General features: G+C 62.6%; 22 protein-coding genes. 10 read left to right on the top strand and 12 right to left on the bottom strand.

Annotation, left to right across the window (positions count from 1 at the left end):
• Nucleotide 1 precedes the first annotated feature (1 nt).
• The gene (locus ABUH87_RS09395; RefSeq protein ID WP_367772829.1) at nt 2-202 is read right to left on the bottom strand and encodes a hypothetical protein; all 201 of its coding nucleotides are present in this window, start codon (nt 200-202) and stop codon (nt 2-4) included.
• A 219-nt stretch (nt 203-421) separates the two neighbouring features.
• Here ABUH87_RS09395 and ABUH87_RS09390 point away from each other — a divergent pair, with 219 nt between their 5' ends.
• The 3 genes from ABUH87_RS09390 to ABUH87_RS09380 are packed head-to-tail and all read left to right on the top strand — an operon-like array spanning nt 422 to nt 3,231.
• Entirely contained in the window at nt 422-703 is a 282-nt protein-coding gene (locus ABUH87_RS09390; RefSeq protein ID WP_367772827.1) for a hypothetical protein, read from the top strand.
• Nucleotides 704-718: 15 nt separating this feature from the next.
• Nucleotides 719-1,831 (top strand): polysaccharide pyruvyl transferase family protein, encoded by a 1,113-nt coding sequence (locus ABUH87_RS09385; protein ID WP_367772825.1) that lies wholly within the window; start codon nt 719-721, stop codon nt 1,829-1,831.
• Nucleotides 1,828-3,231, top strand: a complete 1,404-nt coding sequence (locus ABUH87_RS09380; RefSeq protein WP_367772823.1) for a Coenzyme F420 hydrogenase/dehydrogenase, beta subunit C-terminal domain — start codon at nt 1,828-1,830, stop codon at nt 3,229-3,231. The genes ABUH87_RS09385 and ABUH87_RS09380 overlap by 4 nt, the downstream gene beginning before the upstream one ends.
• 30 nt (nt 3,232-3,261) lie before the next feature.
• Here the strand turns inward: ABUH87_RS09380 and ABUH87_RS09375 are convergent, their stop codons facing one another.
• The 6 genes from ABUH87_RS09375 to ABUH87_RS09350 all read right to left on the bottom strand — a co-directional run bounded on the left by ABUH87_RS09375 (nt 3,262) and on the right by ABUH87_RS09350 (nt 8,875).
• Nucleotides 3,262-4,254 (bottom strand): Gfo/Idh/MocA family protein, encoded by a 993-nt coding sequence (locus ABUH87_RS09375; protein WP_367772821.1) that lies wholly within the window; start codon nt 4,252-4,254, stop codon nt 3,262-3,264.
• Nucleotides 4,251-5,270: an MDR/zinc-dependent alcohol dehydrogenase-like family protein gene (locus tag ABUH87_RS09370; protein WP_367772818.1), complete on the bottom strand. Its 1,020-nt coding sequence runs from the start codon at nt 5,268-5,270 to the stop codon at nt 4,251-4,253. The genes ABUH87_RS09375 and ABUH87_RS09370 overlap by 4 nt, the downstream gene beginning before the upstream one ends.
• A 110-nt stretch (nt 5,271-5,380) precedes the next feature.
• Nucleotides 5,381-6,484 carry an inositol-3-phosphate synthase gene (locus ABUH87_RS09365; RefSeq protein ID WP_367772816.1) on the bottom strand — a complete coding sequence of 368 codons (1,104 nt, stop codon included), beginning with the start codon at nt 6,482-6,484 and terminating at the stop codon, nt 5,381-5,383.
• Between the two features lie 12 nt (nt 6,485-6,496).
• Nucleotides 6,497-7,441, bottom strand: a complete 945-nt coding sequence (locus ABUH87_RS09360) for a glycosyl hydrolase (protein ID WP_367772814.1) — start codon at nt 7,439-7,441, stop codon at nt 6,497-6,499.
• Complete coding sequence (locus ABUH87_RS09355) at nt 7,438-8,280, bottom strand: TIGR04290 family methyltransferase (RefSeq protein WP_367772812.1); 843 nt, start codon at nt 8,278-8,280, stop codon at nt 7,438-7,440. Before ABUH87_RS09355 ends, ABUH87_RS09360 begins: the two co-directional genes overlap by 4 nt.
• Nucleotides 8,270-8,875, bottom strand: coding sequence for a histidine phosphatase family protein (locus ABUH87_RS09350; protein WP_367772810.1), 606 nt, complete (start codon nt 8,873-8,875; stop codon nt 8,270-8,272). The genes ABUH87_RS09355 and ABUH87_RS09350 overlap by 11 nt, the downstream gene beginning before the upstream one ends.
• Before the next feature lie 229 nt (nt 8,876-9,104).
• On the opposite strand from ABUH87_RS09350, the gene ABUH87_RS09345 reads away from it, so the two are divergent.
• From ABUH87_RS09345 to ABUH87_RS09315, 7 genes are read left to right on the top strand one after another with little or no spacing between them, the layout of a single operon-like run.
• On the top strand, nt 9,105-10,220 hold the full coding sequence (locus ABUH87_RS09345; RefSeq protein ID WP_367772808.1) for an NAD-dependent epimerase/dehydratase family protein: 1,116 nt from the start codon (nt 9,105-9,107) through the stop codon (nt 10,218-10,220).
• The gene (locus ABUH87_RS09340; protein ID WP_367772806.1) at nt 10,217-11,287 is read left to right on the top strand and encodes an NAD-dependent epimerase/dehydratase family protein; all 1,071 of its coding nucleotides are present in this window, start codon (nt 10,217-10,219) and stop codon (nt 11,285-11,287) included. Before ABUH87_RS09345 ends, ABUH87_RS09340 begins: the two co-directional genes overlap by 4 nt.
• Entirely contained in the window at nt 11,287-12,387 is a 1,101-nt protein-coding gene (locus ABUH87_RS09335) for a glycosyltransferase family 4 protein (protein WP_367772804.1), read from the top strand. Before ABUH87_RS09340 ends, ABUH87_RS09335 begins: the two co-directional genes overlap by 1 nt.
• On the top strand, nt 12,384-13,511 hold the full coding sequence (locus ABUH87_RS09330; RefSeq protein ID WP_367772802.1) for a CgeB family protein: 1,128 nt from the start codon (nt 12,384-12,386) through the stop codon (nt 13,509-13,511). Before ABUH87_RS09335 ends, ABUH87_RS09330 begins: the two co-directional genes overlap by 4 nt.
• Nucleotides 13,508-14,596: a CgeB family protein gene (locus tag ABUH87_RS09325; protein WP_367772800.1), complete on the top strand. Its 1,089-nt coding sequence runs from the start codon at nt 13,508-13,510 to the stop codon at nt 14,594-14,596. The genes ABUH87_RS09330 and ABUH87_RS09325 overlap by 4 nt, the downstream gene beginning before the upstream one ends.
• The gene (locus ABUH87_RS09320) at nt 14,593-15,678 is read left to right on the top strand and encodes a CgeB family protein (RefSeq protein ID WP_367772798.1); all 1,086 of its coding nucleotides are present in this window, start codon (nt 14,593-14,595) and stop codon (nt 15,676-15,678) included. Before ABUH87_RS09325 ends, ABUH87_RS09320 begins: the two co-directional genes overlap by 4 nt.
• On the top strand, nt 15,665-16,747 hold the full coding sequence (locus ABUH87_RS09315) for a UDP-glucuronic acid decarboxylase family protein (RefSeq protein ID WP_367772796.1): 1,083 nt from the start codon (nt 15,665-15,667) through the stop codon (nt 16,745-16,747). Before ABUH87_RS09320 ends, ABUH87_RS09315 begins: the two co-directional genes overlap by 14 nt.
• A 133-nt stretch (nt 16,748-16,880) precedes the next feature.
• Here the strand turns inward: ABUH87_RS09315 and ABUH87_RS09310 are convergent, their stop codons facing one another.
• From ABUH87_RS09310 to ABUH87_RS09290, 5 genes are all read right to left on the bottom strand, one after another.
• Nucleotides 16,881-17,321 carry a DUF6165 family protein gene (locus ABUH87_RS09310; protein ID WP_367772794.1) on the bottom strand — a complete coding sequence of 147 codons (441 nt, stop codon included), beginning with the start codon at nt 17,319-17,321 and terminating at the stop codon, nt 16,881-16,883.
• Nucleotides 17,239-18,273, bottom strand: coding sequence for a glycosyltransferase family 9 protein (locus ABUH87_RS09305; RefSeq protein ID WP_367772792.1), 1,035 nt, complete (start codon nt 18,271-18,273; stop codon nt 17,239-17,241). The genes ABUH87_RS09310 and ABUH87_RS09305 overlap by 83 nt, the downstream gene beginning before the upstream one ends.
• Nucleotides 18,273-18,461, bottom strand: a complete 189-nt coding sequence (locus ABUH87_RS09300) for a DUF3008 family protein (RefSeq protein WP_367772790.1) — start codon at nt 18,459-18,461, stop codon at nt 18,273-18,275. Before ABUH87_RS09300 ends, ABUH87_RS09305 begins: the two co-directional genes overlap by 1 nt.
• Before the next feature lie 218 nt (nt 18,462-18,679).
• The gene (locus ABUH87_RS09295) at nt 18,680-19,207 is read right to left on the bottom strand and encodes a DUF4142 domain-containing protein (protein WP_367772788.1); all 528 of its coding nucleotides are present in this window, start codon (nt 19,205-19,207) and stop codon (nt 18,680-18,682) included.
• Between the two features lies 1 nt (nt 19,208).
• Nucleotides 19,209-20,609 carry a ferritin family protein gene (locus ABUH87_RS09290; RefSeq protein ID WP_367772786.1) on the bottom strand — a complete coding sequence of 467 codons (1,401 nt, stop codon included), beginning with the start codon at nt 20,607-20,609 and terminating at the stop codon, nt 19,209-19,211.
• Nucleotide 20,610: the final 1 nt, after the last annotated feature.

Below are 20,610 nucleotides of genomic sequence, written 5' to 3'. Positions count from 1 at the left end.
TTCACTCTGCCGCGGGGTCTCCGGCGGCAGGGGCGCTCGCCGGCAACAGTCGCGCCCATGTGCAGGCGTTCACCGCTCGCTCTTTGCGTTGGCTGGCGCGCCAGTACAAGGCACCGGCGCCGGTCATGAGAAGGAGCGAGAGGCTGATCGCTCCCTCGCCAAGATGATCGCCAGGAACGGCAATCCTGCGCATGGTCAGCACTGTTCTGTTCTCCACTCGGCGCAATATACGGGTCCTGTTACCCGAACGCATCCGGCGACGGGTAAGTTGCATTGCGGGCCTTTCGTCTGCGCTCCGGCGCGAGACAAGATGAGCGGCAGGGTCCTTGAGCCGAGCGACGGGAACGAGCCACGCCGCCGGCGGTTGAGCAGCCATCCTCAACCCGCGGTGCCACTCGCCGCAGAACAAGGGAGCCTTCGCATGAGCTCGGCTAAGAAGACGACCGACCACAAGGAAATCCGGAAATGGATCGAGGCTCGCAAGGGCCGCCCCAGCGTCGTTTCCTCCACCCACGATAATGGTCGTGAAGGCGGTCTGCTGCGTGTCGACTTCGCCGAGAAGGACGAAGCGCTGGAGGAGATCGAGTGGGAGGAGTTCTTCAAGATCTTCGATGAAAACAAGCTCGCCTTCCTGCACCAGGACAAGACGGAGGATGGCAAGGAAAGCCGCTTCAACAAGTTTGTCTCGGCCGAAGACGAGTAAGCGGCGCCCGCACGCATGTTTCGCGAAGTTCTAGAGGGCAATTCACCTGGAGGTTCCGGCAGACCGCTGAAGATCGGAGTGCTGACGTTCCACCGTTGCATCAATTACGGCTCATATTGGCAGGCCCGCAGCCTCGTCGAAGGGCTGAAGGCGCGCGGGCACGATGTCGCCCTGCTGAATTATGAGTGTCCGCGTACGGATCGGATCGAGTGGCGTTGTGCCATGCAGCCCCTCCTGCCGAGACGATCGTCACGCCGCGACATTCGCCTTTATGCGCGCAAGGCGCGGGCTTTTCAGGACGCGATTGCCTGTCTCCCACTCTCCGCTCCGTTCCCGTTGAGGGAGCCTTCCGCAATGGAGCCGTGCGACCTGGTCGTGATCGGCAGCGATGAGGTCTGGAACCTGTGTCACCCCTGGTACGGGGGCTACGACCTGTTCTGGGGCGGCGGCATACCGGCTCGGCGCGTTGTGTCCTATGCGGCCAGCTTCGGAAATTATGACGCCGTGGCGGGTATCGGCGGGCACTGGTCCGAACGGCTGCATCAGTTCGACGCGATTTCCGTTCGTGACGACAATTCCCGGCAACTCGTCTCGTCCGTGATCGAGAGGGAGCCCGAACTGGTGCTTGATCCGGTCCTGCAGTTTCCTGTGGCATTGGGTTCTCGTAGCGGCGAAGCCGGAGAGGAGCCGTATGCGGTCCTCTACGGCCACAGCTTCAGCGATGAATTTGCAAGGGCGGCGCGGCGCTGGGCGGACGACAGGAAACTTAAACTTGTCAGCGTTGGCTACCGGAATGATTGGGCGCATGAGCATCGCATGGACGCCGACCCGTTCGAATTCACAGAGTTGGTCGCGGGTTCGCGAGCCGTCTTGACCAACTTCTTTCATGGCTGCGTATTCTCGCTGCTTCACGAAAAGCCGTTTGCTTGCGCGGCATCGATCTACCGTATGAACAAGGTTCGGGATCTGACCCGCGCTCTGGGTGCCGAGGCGCATCTGCTGCCGGGAGATGCTGCGCCGGAGCGGTTTGCCGCCGCGCTTGATCGGCCTTTGTCGCCGCGGATCGGTGAGGCGATCGCCGGAATGCGGCGCCAGTCAGAAGCCTATTTGCAGGCTATCGGCGTATGACGAGCCTTTCCGCGCAGCCCCGTGTGCCGCAGAGTCCGGACGAGATCATCGGCTCGGGGCTCTGCATCGGTTGCGGAGGGTGTACGACCTTACAGCCGTCCGCCAGCATGGGTTGGGACAAGGACGGGCACCTCAAACCCTCCGCACCTGACGGGTGGCATGCCGCCGAGGCTTTCGCCCAACTATGCCCCTTCTCGCCTGCTGCTGCGAATGAGGATGAGATCGCCGCGCAGCTCTTCCCGAGCGCACCCGGGGGCGATGCCATGATCGGCCGCTACCAGGATGCGTACGTGGGCCATGTCGCCGAAGAAGGTTTTCGATTGGCGGGCAGTTCGGGTGGCATGGTCAGCTGGGTCGCAGCGGAACTGCTGCGCCGTGGCCTCGTGGACGGCGTCGCCCACGTGGTCCCTCGTTCACCGGAACAGGATCAGGGGCGCCTCTTCGAATACCGCATCTCGCGGACTGAGGATGAGCTTCGAGAGGGTGCGAAGTCGCGCTACTATCCGGTAGACCTTTCGCGGGTGCTGCGCGAGATCCGGGACGTGCCCGGGCGGTACGCGATTGTCGGGATACCCTGCTTCATCAAGGCGGTGAACCTGCTCCGCCGCGAGGATCCGGTCGTTGCGGAGCGGGTGCCTTTCACCATTGGTCTGTTCTGCGGCCACATGAAAAGCGCCCGCATGGTGGACAGCTTCGCGCTCCAGTTGGGAGCGGCGCCCGAGGCAGTCAGAGCCATCGATTACCGGCTCAAGAATCCGGATCGTCCGGCAAACTGGTACACGGCGCTGCTCACCCTGGAGGACGGATCGACGCGGCAGCAGGACTGGTGGCATCTGGTTGACGGCGACTGGGGATCAGGCTTCTTCATGAACTCGGCTTGCAATTTCTGCGATGATGTCGTCGCAGAGACGGCCGATATCGCCATGGGCGATGCCTGGGTGGAGCCTTACTCCTCTGACGGGAAGGGTACGAACGTGGTCATCACGCGCTCGCCGCTGATGCAGGAGATCGTGCAGCAAGGCATGTCGGAAGGGCGCCTGCAGCTTCAGGGTGTGGACCACTCGTTCATTCAGCAGACGCAGGCGGCCGGGTTTCGCCAGCGGCGCGAAGGGCTGGGGTATCGCCTCGCCCGCGCGCGGCTTCCTGTACAGCCGCGCAAGCGCGTGCGACCTTCACGGCAGCTACCGGCCCGGCGCAAGCTGATCTATCGCATGCGTCAGGCGATCAGCCGGGGCAGCCATCGCGCGTTCCGATTGGCACGCGCAGTGCACTGGCCCGAACTGTACATCCGATGGGGCCGCGCTGCACTCAGTGCATACCATGGCCTCGCCTACTCACGCGGACGGATAGGCAAAATGGTCGACAAGCTGATCGATCCCCAGGGTAAGGGGACGGATTGACCCACACTGCCAAAGCAGTGCGGGCCGTAATCAGTTACCGTAGATCCGATCCAGCACCTTCGCGACGTCGACGAGCCGCTCGGCAGCAGGATCGAAGCTGCGGTCCTGCGCCAGACGTTCAGCCCAGTCTGCCGCCGCGCGTCCACCCCATGCATCCGGCGGGGAAACAAGTGTTTCACTGGACGTGCCTTTGAAGCGCCGCGCCTCGAAATCGTAGAAGCTTCCGCCCACATTGTGCAGCGATGCGCCGCCGTCCGTCCCGTAGAGGCTTGCTTCGATGACGGCCTCCTGACCGGCCTGCAGACGCCAGGAGCAGGCAAGTCGCGCGACAACTCCATTGGCGAGAGTAATTTGAGCGGTCGCGAAGTCTTCGACGGAGTCGGCCGAGGCAGGCGCTCCCCCCGCCAGGAGGGTAGACGAGACATCGGCCACATCGGGGAAATCCAAGAGCCACAAGAGCAGGTCCACCAAGTGAACGCCAAGGTCCATGACGCAGCCGCCGCCCGACTGGGCCTTATCGTAGAACCAAAGCTTGTCAGGACCGTAGGCATTGTGGAAGACGAGATCGGCTGCGAAGACCTGGCCCAGATCCCCGCCACGGACCAGCCTTGAGATGGCCTGCGCACCCTCTGTGAACCTGTATGAGAAGTCCACCGAGAGCAGGCGGTCCGCTGTCTGCGCTGCCCTCACGACGGCCTCCGCCTCTGCCGCGTCGCGTCCAAGCGGCTTCTGGCAGAAGACCGCAAATCCCCTCTTCAGAGCTGCGATGGACTGCTGTGCATGAAGCGCGCTCGGGGTTGCGATGACGATGCCGTCGAGGTCTTCGTCGAGCATGGCCTCGAAGGAGAGCAGCACTTTGGCATCTGGCGCGAGCTTCGATGCTTCGGCGGCGCATTCGGGGGAAGGATCGCACAAGGCTGTGGCCTCGATCATGCCGGTTGCAAGAGCCGCCTCCATGCGGTGGCGACCGATCCAGCCGGTACCGAGGAAGCCCACGCGCGGTTTGCGAATGATCTCGCTCATGGCAGTATCACCAGCGCCTTCACGAAGCCGTCCGGCTTGTCGCGCGTGGCATCCAGTGCCTCCCCCAGGCCCTCGAGTGGATAGCGGTGCGTGTACAGCGGCTTTGGATCAAGCCGGCCGCTTGCGACCGCTTCGACCGCCTCTTGCAGGCCCTGAAGTTGCACGGCGGGATCGCGCTCATGAGCGTTGATCACGTCGATGCCTTTCCAGTTCCACATTTGCATGTTGACCTGGCGCGGCCCGTCCTGATGATAACCGGCGACCACCAGCTTGCCGCCGAACCCGACCAGTTCGCCCGCAAGGTCCAGGGGCCACTGATAGCCGACGCACTCGATCACACGCTCGCACAGCGGCTCGCCGGTGATGGCTTTCACGTCTTCGATGATCCGCCAGTGATCATCCATGACGATGGTCTTCGCAGCGCCGTATTCGCGTGCAAGGTCAAGCGAGGAGGAGCGGCGCGAGATGGCGATCACGCGCGCACCCGCATCGCTGGCGAGCTTCGTGAGCACGGCGCCCAGAAAGCCGATACCCACGATTGCCACCGTCTGGCCCGGCTTCACGTCCGCCCGGCGAAAGATGTTGAAGGCGCAGGCAAGCGGCTCACCGGGAAAGGGTTGGCCATCCAGTTCCGGCGGAAGCTTCACGACGGCGCCCGCTTGCGCGAGGTCGTACTCGGCATAGCTTTGTCCCGATAGAGCGGCCACCCGGTCGCCCACCGCCAGGCCTTGCACACCCTCCCCGATCTCGTCGATCGTACCCCAGCTTTCGTGCCCCATCCCTCCCGGATCTATCGGGTAGTTGATCCATTCGCTGCCCTTCCACGGCAGGAGGTTGGATGCGCATACGCCGCAGCCTTCGATGGCAATACGCACCTCGCCGGGGCCGGGCTGAGGCCGCGCCACGGTGTCTACCGCCACCGTTCCCGGAGCGGCCACGACGGCGGCGCGCATCATCGTGTCGGAACGGGAACCATCATCAGCATTCATGTACTTGCCCCTCCCGAAATCGAGCATTTGTTCTTTCCCGCGAAAAGCTTACGGCCCGAGGTGACGGACTCTTGCCGTACCGAGCATGAGCAGTGCGCTGCGGGAGAATATGAAGATTGAGCGCCCGCGAACGGGCCTCAGCCGGCTATGAACGCCTCCAGCGCATCGAACGCATCGTCATCGCTCATCTGCTCCGGCGGGTGCTTGCAGAAGTAAGCGGCAGCAGGGTTGATGGGGCCGGAGATCCCGCGTTCCTTGGCGATCTTTGCGCATCGGATCATGTCGATGGCGACGCCTGCCGAATTGGGGCTGTCTTCGACGGAAAGCCGCAGCTCCAGGTTCATAGGGACGCCGCCGAACATCCGCCCCTCCATGCGCAGGAAGCAGACCTTGTTGTCGTTCTGCCATGCGACATAGTCGGAGGGACCGACGTGGATGTTCTCATCCTCCACGCGCTCGGCAGCGACCGATTGCACAGCCTCGGTCTTCGATTCCTTCTTGGACGCGAGGCGCTTGCGCTCCAGCATGTTGAGGAAGTCGGTATTGCCACCGGTGTTGAGCTGATAGGTCCGATCGAGCTTCACGCCACGCTTCTTGAACAGGTCGGTGAGAACGCGGTGCGTAATGGTGGCGCCGAGTTGCGCCTTGATGTCGTCTCCGATGATGGGAACGCCGGCCTCCATGAACCGGCGAGCCCAGGTGGGGTCGCTGGCGATGAACACAGGAATGTTGTTCACGAAGGCGACACCGGCCTTCAATGCGCATTCGGCATAGAACTCCGTCGCCTTTTGCGATCCCACCGGCAGATAGTTCATCAGCACGTCGGCCTTGGTTTCACGCAAGGTGGCGATGACTTCTTCTTCGGTGGCCTCAGCCTCGTCAGCGAGAACGAAAGTGCGGTCGTCCGGGTACTCCGCCATGTGCTCGGCAACGCCGTCGAGCAGCCGCCCCATCTTTACCTTGGCTCCCGTGGGGGTGATCGTCTCGCAGAAAACGGTCGTGCAGTTCGGCTTGGCGAACACGGCATCAGCGATATCCTGGCCGACCTTGCGCCGGTCGATGTCCCAGCCGGCGACGAGCCTTATGTCGCTGGGCACATACCCCCCGAGTTCATAATGCATGAGGCCGATCGTTTCGTTCGCTCCGGCTCGATAGTGCTCGATGCCTTGCACCAGCGAACTGGCACAGTTGCCGATGCCGACAACGGCGACGTTGATCCCGTGCGGATGAGGCGAAAGCATCGGACGGTCTCCTTAGACGGTGGCGGGTTGGAGGGCCGGAGAAGATGTTGCCGCGGCCCCGCTGGCTTTTGGGGCGTAGCGCTCGATCATCTGCCCGCAGAAATCGGCAAATGCCTGGGTATCGTGCGGGGGGCTGGTATGATGCGCGCCCGGGCCAAGATGTTCGGGTGTGAAGCAGAAGGTGAGCGTCACGTCGAAGTCGGCAAGCGCCTCCATCTGGCGGTCAAACCAGTCCAGGGCATTGGGGCGGAAGCTGTCCGCCCAGGAAAGGCCGGTCCGCAGATGCTTGGTTCCCAAGCGCTTCATCCAGGACACGGCTTCGTCCAGACGAGGGTCCTCGAAGTGGAACCATTGCATCAGCCCCATGTCGCCAGCCACTTTTGCGTAGTGATCGAGGCTTGGCTTCGGCGTGCCGTCCGCCCGGATCAATCCCATATAGAAGTGCCGATAGTAGCTGGAGCCTTCAGCTTCCCGATGGCGCGTGGTGGCCCCCCACTCGTGCGGAAGGTCGAAAAGCGAATACCAGAAGATGCGTGGGGCACGCCCGATGAGGAGTTCGGCTGTGCGCTGCACCCCGAATTCCTGGACCTCTTCTGCACCAAAGGAGCCCACGCCCACTTCCGTCACCCAGATCGGCTTGTCAGGGCAGACCGCCTCAATTTCCTCGATCTTCTTGGGCCAATCGTGAATCGGCCAGAGATTCCAGTCGAGCGGAAAGCCGTGGACGGCCACCACGTCGACGGCATCAAGCGCGCCATGCGCACGCATGCGGTTCACCCAGTGCGGGTCGATGGGCGACATGCCGCCCAAGACTCTTGTCACATCCGGGTTGGCAGCGTGAATGGCGGCGCCTGCGCGCCTCACCAGATCGCCGTAGATCGCCCATTCGGGGTCGAAGTCCGGGTCCCAATGAGACTTGTTGTTCGGCTCATTCCAGATCATCGCAGCTTCGATCATTGGCTTTTCCCCCCTTCTGCTTTTGCTGGCCCTTGTGCTTTGGCTGGATAGACTGCGGCTGGCCCGAAGTTTTCGTAAGGAACCGGGGCGACCCGGCACATGTAGACTTCCGGTTCGGGCTGCGCTTCGATCGTGAACCCCGCGGCGCGCAGCATGGCCTGGCTGCAGGCCGCATTCGGCGCCCACCAGTTGGTCCAGTCGTGGGCGAATGACTTCTCGATGAAGTGCATCTTCGGATAAGCCGGGTTGTCGAAGTAAGTGGGCGGCGTGCTGGTCCCGGCCATGTGGAAGGGGTGGTCTTCGGGCACTTGGAGGACGTCCACCGATCCCTGCTGCATCGTCTGGAACAGCATCATGTCGCCAGCGACGTGCTCCCGGATGAGGTCGAGCGCGAGCAGCGGATGCCGCAAGTGATAAAGTACGCCCATGAAGATTACGAGATCGAACTTCTCGCCCAAGGCGCCCACGTCGTAGACGGAGTGATTGCGGTACTCAATGTCATCGAAACCCAGCTCGGCGGAGGCGAAGCGCGCTTGCGAGAGGTAGCGGTCGTCGCTGTCTATGCCCAGCACGCGACCTGCCCCACGCCGCTTCATCTCCATCGCATAGAAACCAGCGTTGCAGCCGATGTCGAGGACGCTCTTCCCGGTGAGATCCTCAGGTATGACTTGGGCGAAGCCCTTGAACTTGAAGGCTGGATAGTCGCCCAGGAAGTGGTCTGGCGCGGTCTGGATGCCGTGGCCAAGATCGATATTCTGGAACCAGGGCGCCAGCGCATCGACTTGGCGCTGCAACTCGTTCTGCGCCTCCCGGAGGTGAGGGAGGGGTCTACTGCTCATGACAAGTCTCGTTCAGGCTGAGCACCTTTGCCCCCCAGTCGCCCACCGCGAGCCGAGTGCAAGATGCAGGATCGACGTCGAAACGTCCGTAATAATCGAGCGAAAGGCCGAGTACGCCGGCAATTACGGCGCGGATAACGTCACAATGAGTGACCATCGCGATCGTGGCTCCCGGGTTTGCCCGCGCAGTGCGTTCTATGTGTGACCAAGCGCGCTCCTGCGCTTGCGCCATGCTTTCGCCGTTGGGCGCTGCGGTGGTGGAGCGAGACTGATTCCAGCTTTCCCAGCGCGGATCGCTCGCCAGTTCCACAAAGGCGCGCCCCGACCAGTCGCCGAAGTCCAGCTCGTCCAGTTCGTCCGCGATCAGAAAAGGTACGCCGGAGTGCTCTGATTGCAGCGCCTGCGCAGTCTCCTGCGCTCTTTGCACGGGGCTTGAATGAATCGCTGTCAGTGGCACCATTCGCAGCCGCGCAGCAAGGGCGCTCGCCTGCGAACGTCCCTCGGTACTCAGTGCAATATCGGGAGAGCGTCCTGAGAGGATGCGGCCGAGATGCGAGTGCGCTGCATGACGGATCAGCATGATCGTTGCAGTCACATCGCCTCCTTCTGCTCTGGTTGCCGCCCCGGTCGCGGTTGCAGGGTTGAACGAGGCATTCGAAGCTTTGTTCCTGCCAAGGGTCTCGCTGCGTTCAGTTGTGAGGCAGGGGCGATCGCCTGACTTGGCCGGAAGTATCAAATGTTAATCCTACAACTGTCTGATCTTCTTCGGGAACAAAGAGGACGAAGAAGCTTTGTCGCTGCCGAAGCTAGCAGCGAGGGGACATATGGCCGAAACAGTGCTTATAACGGGCGGGGCAGGCTTTATCGGTTGCCACGTAGGGCGCGAACTACTGCAGCGCGGCCACCGCGTTATTGCACTCGATAGCCTGATCGAGCAAGTCCACGGAACGGGAGGCCGTCCTCCGTTTCTCGAGCCTGACATTGAGCTGATCGAAGCTGACGTGCGGGACGGTGATGCCGTGGCTCGAGCGCTCAAGGGCGTCGACAGCGTCATCCATCTTGCCGCTGAAGTCGGCGTCGGACAGTCGATGTACGAGGTGGAGCGCTATACTTCCACGAACGACGTCGGCACGGCCGTACTTTTCGAGCGCCTGATCGACAACCCGGTGCGCCGGGTGGTCACTGCGTCGTCCATGAGCATTTATGGCGAAGGGCTCTATCGCGACGAGGATGGGAATCTCGTTCAGGACGCGCAGCGTCCGATGCTGCGAGATGGCCAGGCCAATTGGGAGCCTCTTGATCGCCAAGGGCGGCCGCTCACGCCGGTTGCAACCCCGGAGTGGAAGCAGCCGAATCTCTCCTCGATCTATGCCCTGAACAAGTACGTGCAGGAACGTACGACGCATATCATGGCGCCGCCGTACGGCATCGAAGGTGTCTGCCTGCGGCTATTCAACGTCTACGGGGCGGGTCAGGCCCTCTCGAACCCGTATACGGGCGTGCTGGCGATCTTCGCCTCGCGCTATCTGAACGGTCAGGCGCCGATGATCTTCGAGGATGGTGAGCAGCGGCGTGACTTTGTGCATGTCCGCGATGTGGCGCGCGCCTTTGCCGAAGCGCTGGAGCATCCGAAAGCGCCTGGTGGCACCTACAACGTTGGCTCCGGCCGCGACATCTCGGTCCGCCAAGTCGCTGAGGAACTCGCGCGTGCGATGGGCCGCAACGATCTGCAGGCCGAGATCGTGGGCAAGGCGCGGATCGGCGATATTCGTCATTGTTTCTGCGACACGACGAATGCGCGTGACGAGCTTGGGATCGAGGCCAGCGAGGACTTCACGCAAGGGCTTGTCGAGCTGGCGGAATGGGTTGGCAGCCAGACTGCCGAAGACCGCGTCGCGGAGGCGCGCCGGGAACTCGAAGCGCGTGGGCTCGTCGCATGACGACGACCGTCCTTGTAACAGGCGGCGCCGGCTTCATCGGCAGCAATCTCGCTGACCGGCTGGCCTCCGACGGTTATCGCGTCAGGGTGTTCGATGCGCTCGCCAGACCCGGAGTGGAGCGCAACCTGCAGTGGCTCAGCGCTCGTCACGGAGACCTCATCGAGCCCGTCGTCGCGGATGTTCGCGATGCCGACGCGCTCGTGGGCGCGGCACGGGGCGCTGACGTCGCCTTCCACTTCGCGGCGCAGGTGGCCGTCACCACCAGCATGGTCGATCCCGCTTCCGATCTGGCAATCAACATCAACGGGACGTTCAACGTGCTGGAGGCTGCCCGGCTTGCCTCTCGCCCCATGCCGGTGATCTTCGCATCGACCAACAAGGTCTACGGCGACCTTGTGCAGTTCGGTTCAAACCTGACGGCGGACGGGCACTGTCCGGCCGAAGCCCAACTCGCCCAGGCCGGTGTTCCCGAGACCCAGCCGCTCGATTTCCACACGCCTTATGGCTGCTCCAAAGGCGCGGCCGACCAGTACGTGCTCGATTACGCGCGCAGCTATGGCCTGCCTACGGCCGTGTTGCGCATGAGCTGTGTCTACGGCGAGCGGCAGATGGGCACCGAGGATCAAGGTTGGGTGGCGCACTTCCTGATCCGGGCCTTGGAAGGCAAGCCTGTCACCCTTTATGGTGACGGACACCAGGTGCGCGACATTCTTTATGTTGGCGATGCGGTAGCTGCATACCTGGGCGCTTGGCGCAAGATCGATCAAGTGCAGGGGCAGGTTTTCAACCTGGGCGGAGGCCCCGCGAATGCAGTGAGCCTGCGCAAGCTTCTCGACCACATCGGCTTTACGCTCGGTTCTCGCGTGCAGATCGAGACAGCCGACTGGCGTCCGGGCGATCAGCGCTGGTTCGTTGCCGACACCAGAGCGATCGATGCTGCGCTGGACCTGCCAGCCAAGCTCGACTGGCATGATGGCGTGGCGCGGCTTGCGCGCTGGCTCGCTCAAGAGCGGGGATTGCCTCTACCTGGCGCAGCGATGCCGCTCGCCGCAGCGGGAGCACACTGATGGTCCAGCCTCCGGTTCGCTTGCTGATGACGGTCGATGCGGTGGGCGGCGTCTGGCAATACGCCACTGAACTCGCCTGTGCCTTGCGGCCGCACGGGTTCGAGACGGTGCTTGCCGTGATCGGGCCGCCTCCGAGCTCCGAGCAGCGTAGCGCCATCGAGCGTGCGAAGGGGATAAGGCTTCTTGAAACCGGATTGCCTCTCGATTGGCTAAGCGAAGCGGCGTCTACGCGCCACGCCGCTGCGGAAGTCGCGGCGATTGTGCGCCGGGAAGGCGCCGATCTGGTGCACCTCAATTCACCGGCGCTGGCTGCCGGGCAGTCCTATCCGGTGCCACTGATCGGTGTTGCGCACGGATGTCTCGCCACCTGGTGGGATGCAGCACGCCCCCGCGAACCACTTGACCCCGCGTTCCGCTGGCACCGTGACATGATGGCGCAGGGTCTGCGCACCTGCGATCGCGTGATCACCCCCTCGGCCAGCTTTGCGCGAACCCTGCAGCGCGTCTTCACGCTCCCGGTCTCGCCGCAGGTGGTGCATAACGGACGTGCCTTGCCCAAGCGAGTCCGGGCTGTCGCCGGTACGAATGCGGCGTTCACCGCAGGCCGGCTGTGGGACGAGGTGAAAAACCTTCGGACTCTCGACGCCGCAGCAGCGTTGCTGTCATTTCCTTTCCTCGCTGCCGGTGAAGCAACTGCACCGCATGGCGAGACTCGCACAGCAGAGCACCTGACCCTTCTGGGGCAGCTCGACGGTCAGGCGCTCTCTGCCAGGTTAGAGCAGCGCCCCGTCTTTGTATCTGCCGCAACGTTCGAGCCGTTTGGTCTTGCAGTTCTTGAAGCCGCCGGAGCGCGGTGTCCGCTGGTGCTTTCCGATATCCCGACCTTCCGTGAACTGTGGGACGGGGCAGCGGTATTCGTCGATCCGTTCGATGCCGCGGGTTTTGCGCGAACGACGGAGGACATCCTGCGCGATCAGGACAAGCGCGACGCCTTGGGCGAAGCTGCGTATGAGCGGGCATTGCGCTTTACGCCCGAGCGTCTGGCCTGCGCCATGGCCGAACACTATCGTGATGTACTGGCCGCGAGGCTGGCCGCATGAGGGTCGCCTATTTCACGCACTCTCTCGAGTCATGTTGGAACCACGGTAACGCGCATTTCCTGCGCGGCGTTCTCGATGAACTGATCGAGCGCGGCCATGACGTGCGCGTGTTCGAGCCGGAAGACGCATGGAGCCGCGCGAACCTTGTCGCCGATCACGGCGAGGCGGGACTGCGGGCGTATCGGGACGCCTACCCCCGACTCGATTCCTGCCGCTATGCTGCTGATGCGGATCCCGCCGAACTCGCCGACGGTGCGGATCTGGTCATCGTGCACGAATGGAATGCGCACGATCTCGTCGCCGCGCTGGGGAGAGCAAGGGCCGGGGGCGCCTCTTACCTGTTGCTCTTTCACGATACGCACCACCGCGCCGTTAGTGCGCCGGAGGAAATGGAGGCGTACGACCTCGACGCATACGACGGAGTGCTCGCGTTCGGAGAGACGCTAAGCGAAGTCTATCGCGCGCGGGGCTGGGGCAATCGCGTGTGGACCTGGCACGAAGCGGCCGACTTGCGTCGCTTCCACCCGCCCGAGAAGGAGGAGGCGCGAGAAGGTCTCGTCTGGATCGGCAATTGGGGTGATGGAGAGCGGACGCAGGAACTGCAGGACTTTCTGTTCGGTCCAGCCCGATCGGCCGGTCTGCCTCTCGACGTTTATGGCGTGCGCTATCCTGAAGAGGCGCGCGAGATCCTGAATACGTACGGTGTGCGCTATCACGGCTGGGCTGCCAATGCTGCGGCGCCGGACATCTTCGCGCGGCATCTTGCCACTGTTCACGTGCCGCGCCGCTACTATGCAACGATCTTGCCGGGCATCCCCACCATCCGCGTCTTCGAAGCGCTCGCCTGCGGTATTCCGCTCGTGAGTGCACCGTGGGAGGACTCGGAAAAGCTCTTCCGCCCCGGAGAGGACTACCTCGTTGCCAGAAGCGGCGAGGAGATGACCCGCCACCTGACACGGCTTCGTGAAGACCCGTCACTGCGCCAAGTCGTGGCTGCCAGTGGGTTAGAGACCATTCTGGCACGCCACACCTGCGCCCACAGAGTGGATGAGCTTCTGGAGATCGTCTCCAGCCTCTCATCCTGCATGGACCGAAACACGATCGTAGCAGGAGAACCCGCTTGAAAATCGCTTTCTACGGATCGAGCCTGCTCTCATCCTACTGGAATGGAGCCGCGACGTACTACCGTGGCATCCTCTCGGCGCTCGCGTCGCGAGGATATGACATCACGTTCTATGAGCCGGACGCCTTCGACCGGCAGAAACATCGCGACATCGAGCCGCCGTCTTGGGTTCGTTCGGTGGTCTACGATGCAGACGAAACCTCTCTGCGGCGGGTGCTGGCGGAGGCCGCCGACGCTGACATCGTCGTGAAAGCCAACGGCGTTGGTGTTTTCGACAAGGAGCTGCTCGAAGGTATCCTGACCCACGCGCGTGCAGACGCGATCAAGCTTTATTGGGACGTGGATGCTGCTGCGACGCTCGACGAGATGCGGCATGATGCCGACCATCCCGTCCGGCGTGCACTGCCGCACCTGGATATGGTGTTGACGTATGGGGGCGGCCCGCCGGTCATTGAGGATTACGAGGCATTCGGCGCTGCTAGATGCGTGCCGATCTACAATGCGTTGGACCCCGCCACCCATCATCCTGTTCCGCCTGAGCCTGCATTTGCCTGCGATCTGGCCTTCCTGGCGAACCGCCTGCCCGACAGGGAGGCGCGGGTGGAAGAGTTCTTCCTTGCCCCGGCAGCCGCGTTGCCGGACCGCCGTTTCCTGATTGGAGGGAACGGCTGGCACGACAAGGGCATGCCGGCCAACGTCCGTGACGTTGGCCATGTCGGCACTGGCCAGCATAACGCTTTCAATTGCACACCGCGTGCAGTTCTGAACGTCGCGCGCGATTCCATGGCACGCATCGGGTATTCGCCGGCCACCCGCGTGTTCGAGGCGGCCGGCGCCGCGGCCTGCCTCATCACCGATGCGTGGGAAGGCATCGAGCTGTTCCTGAAGCCCGATGAGGAAGTCCTTGTTGCGCGAGACGGAAAGGACGTGGCGGAGCACCTGGCCACTCTTACCGAGGAGCGTGCCCAAGCCATCGGTCAGGCGGCACTCGCCCGTGTGCTGAACGAACACACTTATGAACTGCGCGCGGTCGAGGTGGATCGCGTGCTTCGTGCAGCGCGTGCACGGGCTCAGGAGGTCGCATGAAGCTGGTTGTCCTGGGCCTGACGCTCTCCTCTTCTTGGGGGAACGGACACGCCACCACGTTCCGTGCGCTGCTTTCCGCCTTCGCGCGGCGCGGGCATGAGGTGCTTTTCCTTGAGCGGGACAAGCCATGGTATGCGGATCACAGGGACCTTCCCGATCCCGACTTCTGCCAGTTGCGCTACTATGACTCGCTCGCCGAACTGGCGGAATGGCGAGAGACCATCGCTGAAGCAGATGCCGTCATGGTGGGCTCCTACGTACCGGAGGGTGTCGCCGTAGGCGAGTTCGTTCAACGCCATGCTCAGGGTGTCGTGTCTTTCTATGACATCGACACACCAGTCACTTTGGCCAAGTTGGCGCGCGGCGACTTCGAGTATCTCACTCCCGAACTGATGCCGGGGTACGATATCTACTTCTCTTTCACGGGAGGACCGACGCTGGCGCGCCTGAAGGTCGACTACGGTTCGCCTTGCGCCAAGGCACTGTACTGTTCCGTGGACAGCACGCGCTACGAGCCGCTGTCGGTGCCTAAGAGGTGGGATCTCTCCTACTTGGGTACGTATAGCGATGACCGGCAGCCGACGCTTGATCGCCTGCTTCTGGAAACGGCGCGGCGGCGGCCGGATCTGCGCTTTGCAGTAGCAGGTCCACAGTACCCCGACAGCATAGTCTGGCCTGGCAACGTCGAGCGGATCGAACACCTCCCGCCGTCGGAGCACGCCGGCTTCTATTCCGCCTCGCACTTCACGCTCAACGTGACGCGTGCAGACATGATCGCGGCAGGCTGGTCGCCATCCGTTCGGCTGTTTGAAGCAGGCGCTTGCGGAACTCCGATCATTTCCGATCGTTGGGATGGGATCGAGGATGTTCTTCAACCCGGCTGCGCCATCATCCTGGCCGACCAGACTGAAGATGTTGTCGCGGCGCTTGAAGGGGACGCGAGTCGTCTTGGACAGGCCGCACGCGAAGCGGTCCTCGCAGGCCATACTGCCGACTGCCGGGCGGCTCAGCTCGAGCGTGATCTCGCAGGGGCCGACCTATCCCGCACACCGAGAGGAGACCTTTGCTGTGAGCAGATCTGACCGATTGATACTTGTAGCGGGTGGAGCGGGGTTCATTGGCTCGCATTTGTGCCGCATCCTGCTGGAGGCGGGGGACCAGGTCGTCTGCGTCGATAACCTTCAGACGTCCCGCTCCTCGAACCTCTCGATGCTGACGAAGTATGAGAACTTCGAGTTCGTTCAGGCCGACATCACCGCACCGCTGCCGAGCACCATTACCTCGCGAACCCGGCAGTTCGATCGCATCTACAACCTGGCATGCGCGGCTTCCCCCCCGCGTTACCAGGCCGATCCAGAGCATACGATGCTCACCAGCGTTGTGGGCACGGACCAGCTTCTTCGACTGGCGGAGGCATCGGGTGCCCGGTTCCTGCTGACTTCCACCAGCGAGGTCTATGGCGATCCGGAAGCTCACCCGCAGCGCGAGGACTATCGCGGTAACGTGAGCTGCACCGGCCCCCGGGCGTGCTACGACGAAGGAAAACGCGCCGCCGAGACGCTGGCCTTCGATTTCGCGCGCAGCGGCCGTGCCGAAGTACGGGTCGCGCGGATCTTCAATACCTACGGCCCCAACATGGACCCGGATGACGGCAGGGTGGTCTCCAACGTGATCTGCCAGGCGCTGTCAGGCAATCCGATCACGATCTACGGAGATGGCAGCCAGACGCGCAGCTTCTGCTATGTGACCGACACAGCCGAGGCGCTTCGCCGCTTGATGGAAGTTGAAGAAATCGGTCTGGAGCCAGTCAACATAGGCAACCCGCACGAGATGACCGTGCGTGAACTGGTCGACCTTGTTGTCGAGATGCTGGGGCGGCCCGCACAAGTGCGCAACTCGCCGCTTCCTGAGGATGACCCCCGCCGTCGGCGTCCGGACATCGCGCGGGCGAAGGCGCTGCTCGATTGGGAGCCCAGCACGCCCCTTGAGGACGGTATTCGCGCCACGATGAACTGGTTTGCACACGAGATCGGCGAGGATCCTCGCGTGACGGCAACAGTGGATGCGCTCGATCGCCACCGGCGCCAGCGCGGAAACGTGACGGCTCGGGTGCTGCGGGCGCCCGAGAAGACCCACGTAGCTATCGGCTGAGAGGAGGGGCAGGGCGGTGCCGCAGAGCACCACCCTGCCTTTTGTTACCGCGCTTAAGCGTTCTTACCGCGCGTAAGTGATCGCCGATGGGGGGGCTATCTCCGGCAGTTCCATCCGGTCGGAAAAACCGTCGCTACAGAGCAACCGTCTGAGTTGGCGGCGCGGCGGACCGAGGGCTTGCCCAGCCCGCATAGCTCTTTTCCTCTACGAGTTCTGATCCAAGCACATCGTTGATCCGGCGCTTGATTGCCGCTCGCAGATCGTTCTTCATGTAAACGGAACGCGCGAGTTGAACAAAGCTCTGGCCGAATTCGCCTGCTGCTTCCTGTTCGCGTATCCGGTCTTCAATTTCCCAAAGTTCCTCGTTTACGGCGCGTAGCTCGCTCAGCAGAGTAGCCAGTGCCGGCTCGCGAATGGCCCGTCCCGCCGCCTGCCTGAGGGAGGTGAGTTCACGGCCGATGTTGGCTCGTGCGTTACGGCAGGAGATGCGTTCAGACTTGATCTGCAGGATGGTGATCTTGTCGACCAGTTCGCCCCATGAGACGGGCACGCGCGGACATTCGATCTGACTCATCGACGGGACTCCGATGGACGGGAAACAATTGATCCAGATCGCGCACGACCGCGTCGACGACTGCCAACCAGTCACCGGGGCGCGGCTGCGCATATAGCTGAGCGGATGGATACCATTCGCTCTGTTTGGTCTCTGGAGCCCACCGCCAGTCCGGCTCATGCTTCAGCAGAACCCAAACTGGCACGCCCAGCGCACCCGCAAGATGAGCGATCATGGTGTCGACGGTAACGACAAGGCTGCAACCCGCCACCAGCCGCGCGGTCTCGATCATGTCGAACGGGCAACCGAGCGGGTTCTGGACAGGAAGTGGGCTCCTGGACGAGTCCAGCGTAATGCAGGGGCGCCCGTCGCATAAGGGCGCAAGCAGTTGGGCCGGTATGCTTCTCTCGTTATCCCAGTCGCCGGAGGTCGCGCATAGCCCGATCGTGCCTGGCGGAAGTTTCGCGGGATCTACCTGCAGATAGGGTGGAGCGCAGGCTGAGGGGGGCACTCGCAAGGCAAACGAAAGCTCCATGATTTCGACGTTGCGCTCCGCCGCACCGAGCGGGCAGGCGGGATCAAACGGTATGATGCGGTCCGCAAGCTCGGGAGAGAGCAGAGGAATGAGCCGAGGCTGGATCTCCAGCGTTACTGTCGCCGCGATGCGCCGTAGCTCCGGAACGAAGCGGAGGAACTGGATCGTGTCGCCCAGGCCGTGATAGCAGCGGACCAGGACCTGACGTCCTTCCAGATCCGACAGATCCCACACCCAGCGCTGATGATACGGAAGGTTCGGATCATCACATTCTTTGGCACTGCGCCGGTAAGCTTGCTCCGTGCATAACCGCCATGCCTCCTCGTGATTGCCACGTCGTGTTGCTTCGACCCATTGCTTCTGAAGCAATGCGGAGTCTGAGGGACGAACCACGATGGGCTCGACGGCTTGCATGACGGGGCTTACCAGGCTTGGCATCAGCTCTTGCTGTTGTGCTCAGGCTTACCTTTGCGCTTTGTCGAAGCGAGCTCCTCGAGCTGTTTTTCGCTCATGGAATCTTCCATGGATTTCGATGCGCCCTTGAGCTTGCTCTTGGGCGTGTCACCTCGCTTGGCGGAGAGCGCCGCTCCTGCCGCCTTCTGCTGGGCAGCGGACTTTGCGGGCATGGTCCTTCTCCTCTCGCTTCGTCTTGCTCCTCAGCCTCTTTGCACGCGCTTGAGCCGGTGCGTTCTTGAGAGGCTGCCTTGTACCTGCTGAACGCGTACAAACGGGTACGGTTCGCAGTCGGCAGCGGAAAAAAGAGGCTGCGGCAATGGGTGGCGACGAAAAAAGAGCCGACGAACGCAACCGTTCGTCGGCTCTCAGGTCAGTGCGGTGATGCGGATCAGGCGGCGCGCTGCTCTTTCATCATTTTTGCGTCGCGAAGATGCCGCTGCACCACCGGAAGCGTGCCCAGCGCGACCGAACGCAGCTGGGAATTATCGCCGCTATGGGCATAGGTGCGCATCAGCGTTTCGGTCTCCTCATGCGCCAATACCTGCTGATCGAGATAGGCGGAGTCGAACGAGTCGTCCGGCGCTTCCGCCAGGTGCTTCAGCATCGACTCCCGCCGGCTGTCGAGGGACTGCGGCGGCATCGCGACACCCTTGGTTTCTCTCATCTCAAGAGCCGAGCTCATCTGGTGCTTCGCGGTCGTGTGGTCGAGCACCATCTTCTGCGCGAACAGCTTGATCGGCTCGGACCGGGAACGCTGCAATGCAATCCGCGCTGCCTCGATCTCGTATCGATTGCCGATCGCTGCATTCTCGACGAATGTATCGGATGAGGTCACCGACGATGCATTCATCTTGCCGGCCGTGCCGCCGACGGTGTCTGTGACCTTGTCCAGCGTGTGCTTGAGTGTGCCTGCCATCTTAGCGGACTCCTTCTAGTTCGCGGGCCATCTTCGTTTCCACCTGCCAGTACGAAAGCTGGTCGTGCGGGCCGTTCTCTCGCAGCGAGGCGACCGGGTGGTCACCTTCGGTTGCGAAACGGTACTCGCCACCGTGCTTCTCTCGATGCTGGCTGATGACCTGCTCGGTTGGAACACCGCCGGCGTTCACCTTCCGCTGATAGTCGAAGTAGCGGTGATCGGCCGGCAGGTCGGTGATGGGTACGAACTGCGAGTCCCAACTCGTCCATTCGATCGTGCGCTGCAGAACGTCGCGTACGTACTCCTTGTTCGGCTCGAAGGTCAGTGGCTCGGGAAGGCCGTCGGCGGGGAGGAAGCTCTCCGCTTCGATACCGTCCACGTCGCGCAGCATCTCGCAGGCGACCCGGAGGTGTTCGATCTCCATGTTGAGGTGAAGTTCCCACAGCGCCTTGATCCGGCTGTCGACTTCGGTTTGCATGCAAGACCAGTAGAGCCAGCATTCGTTGTATTCGTGCAGCACGAGATTGGTAAGCCAGCCGAGCGTCGGGTCCAGGATCGACTCGTAGTGCGAGACGTGCTGCTCCTCGATCTGCGCGATTTCCAGATACATGGCGCGGGCGAGCGGATGCTCGGGAATGTTGCCGACGTTCATGTAGAAATTCATCGTCTGCTGCTCGGCCGCGGTGATCGTGATGGCGTTCATCACCGACTGCGGACTGGCGGCCGTCAGGGTCATAGGCCGGTTGAGCTCTTCGTGTGGATCGCGGTGCTGGAAGATTGTGGGGCGACCCGGCAGTATCTCTGTATAATCGCCGGTGATGTCCTGCGCCAGTCGACCTTCACCCATCAGGTCCATGAGGTTCGCGTAGCGATAGAGGTGGTCGAAATCCTCAAGCAGGGCGAACTCGTAGACCTTTTTCAGGTAAGGATCGGGCTCCTGACGTGCCAGCCAGGAGGTCAGGTCAACGGCCACCTGCTCGTACCCGATCGTACGGGCCAGAGTGCTCTCGTCACCCGGAATGAGCCAGTTGACGGCCTTCTGCTGTTGCTGCTCCGCGCGGCGGACCATGGCGAGCTTCTGCTTCACGCCGACGTCCGCCGTATGGCGGGCGAAGTTGTGCGAATTGATGATCGATTCCACCTCGATGCCGTTCATGAAGATGACCCGGCAGCGGGTGTATGGATGGACGGAGCGCGTATCGTACGGCGTGACGTTGAGCTCGGACCAGTTGCGCATCTGGCGTTCGAGGGGGATGCCGCGTTCATGCAGCGGATTGAAGCCCATGTTGAACGTTCCCTTCTTGGTGCTGAGAGGTTTCTCGGTACTGAGGTTTCGGCTCGGCTGAGTTAGCCTGCCCACGCACGAGAAGCGCATCAGCGCACCAGCCGGTTCTCCCGCCATG

The organism is Novosphingobium rhizovicinum, from assembly GCF_040813635.1.
Classification (GTDB): Bacteria; Pseudomonadota; Alphaproteobacteria; order Sphingomonadales; family Sphingomonadaceae; genus Novosphingobium; species Novosphingobium rhizovicinum.
This window is presented reverse-complemented; position numbering and strand designations above follow the sequence as displayed.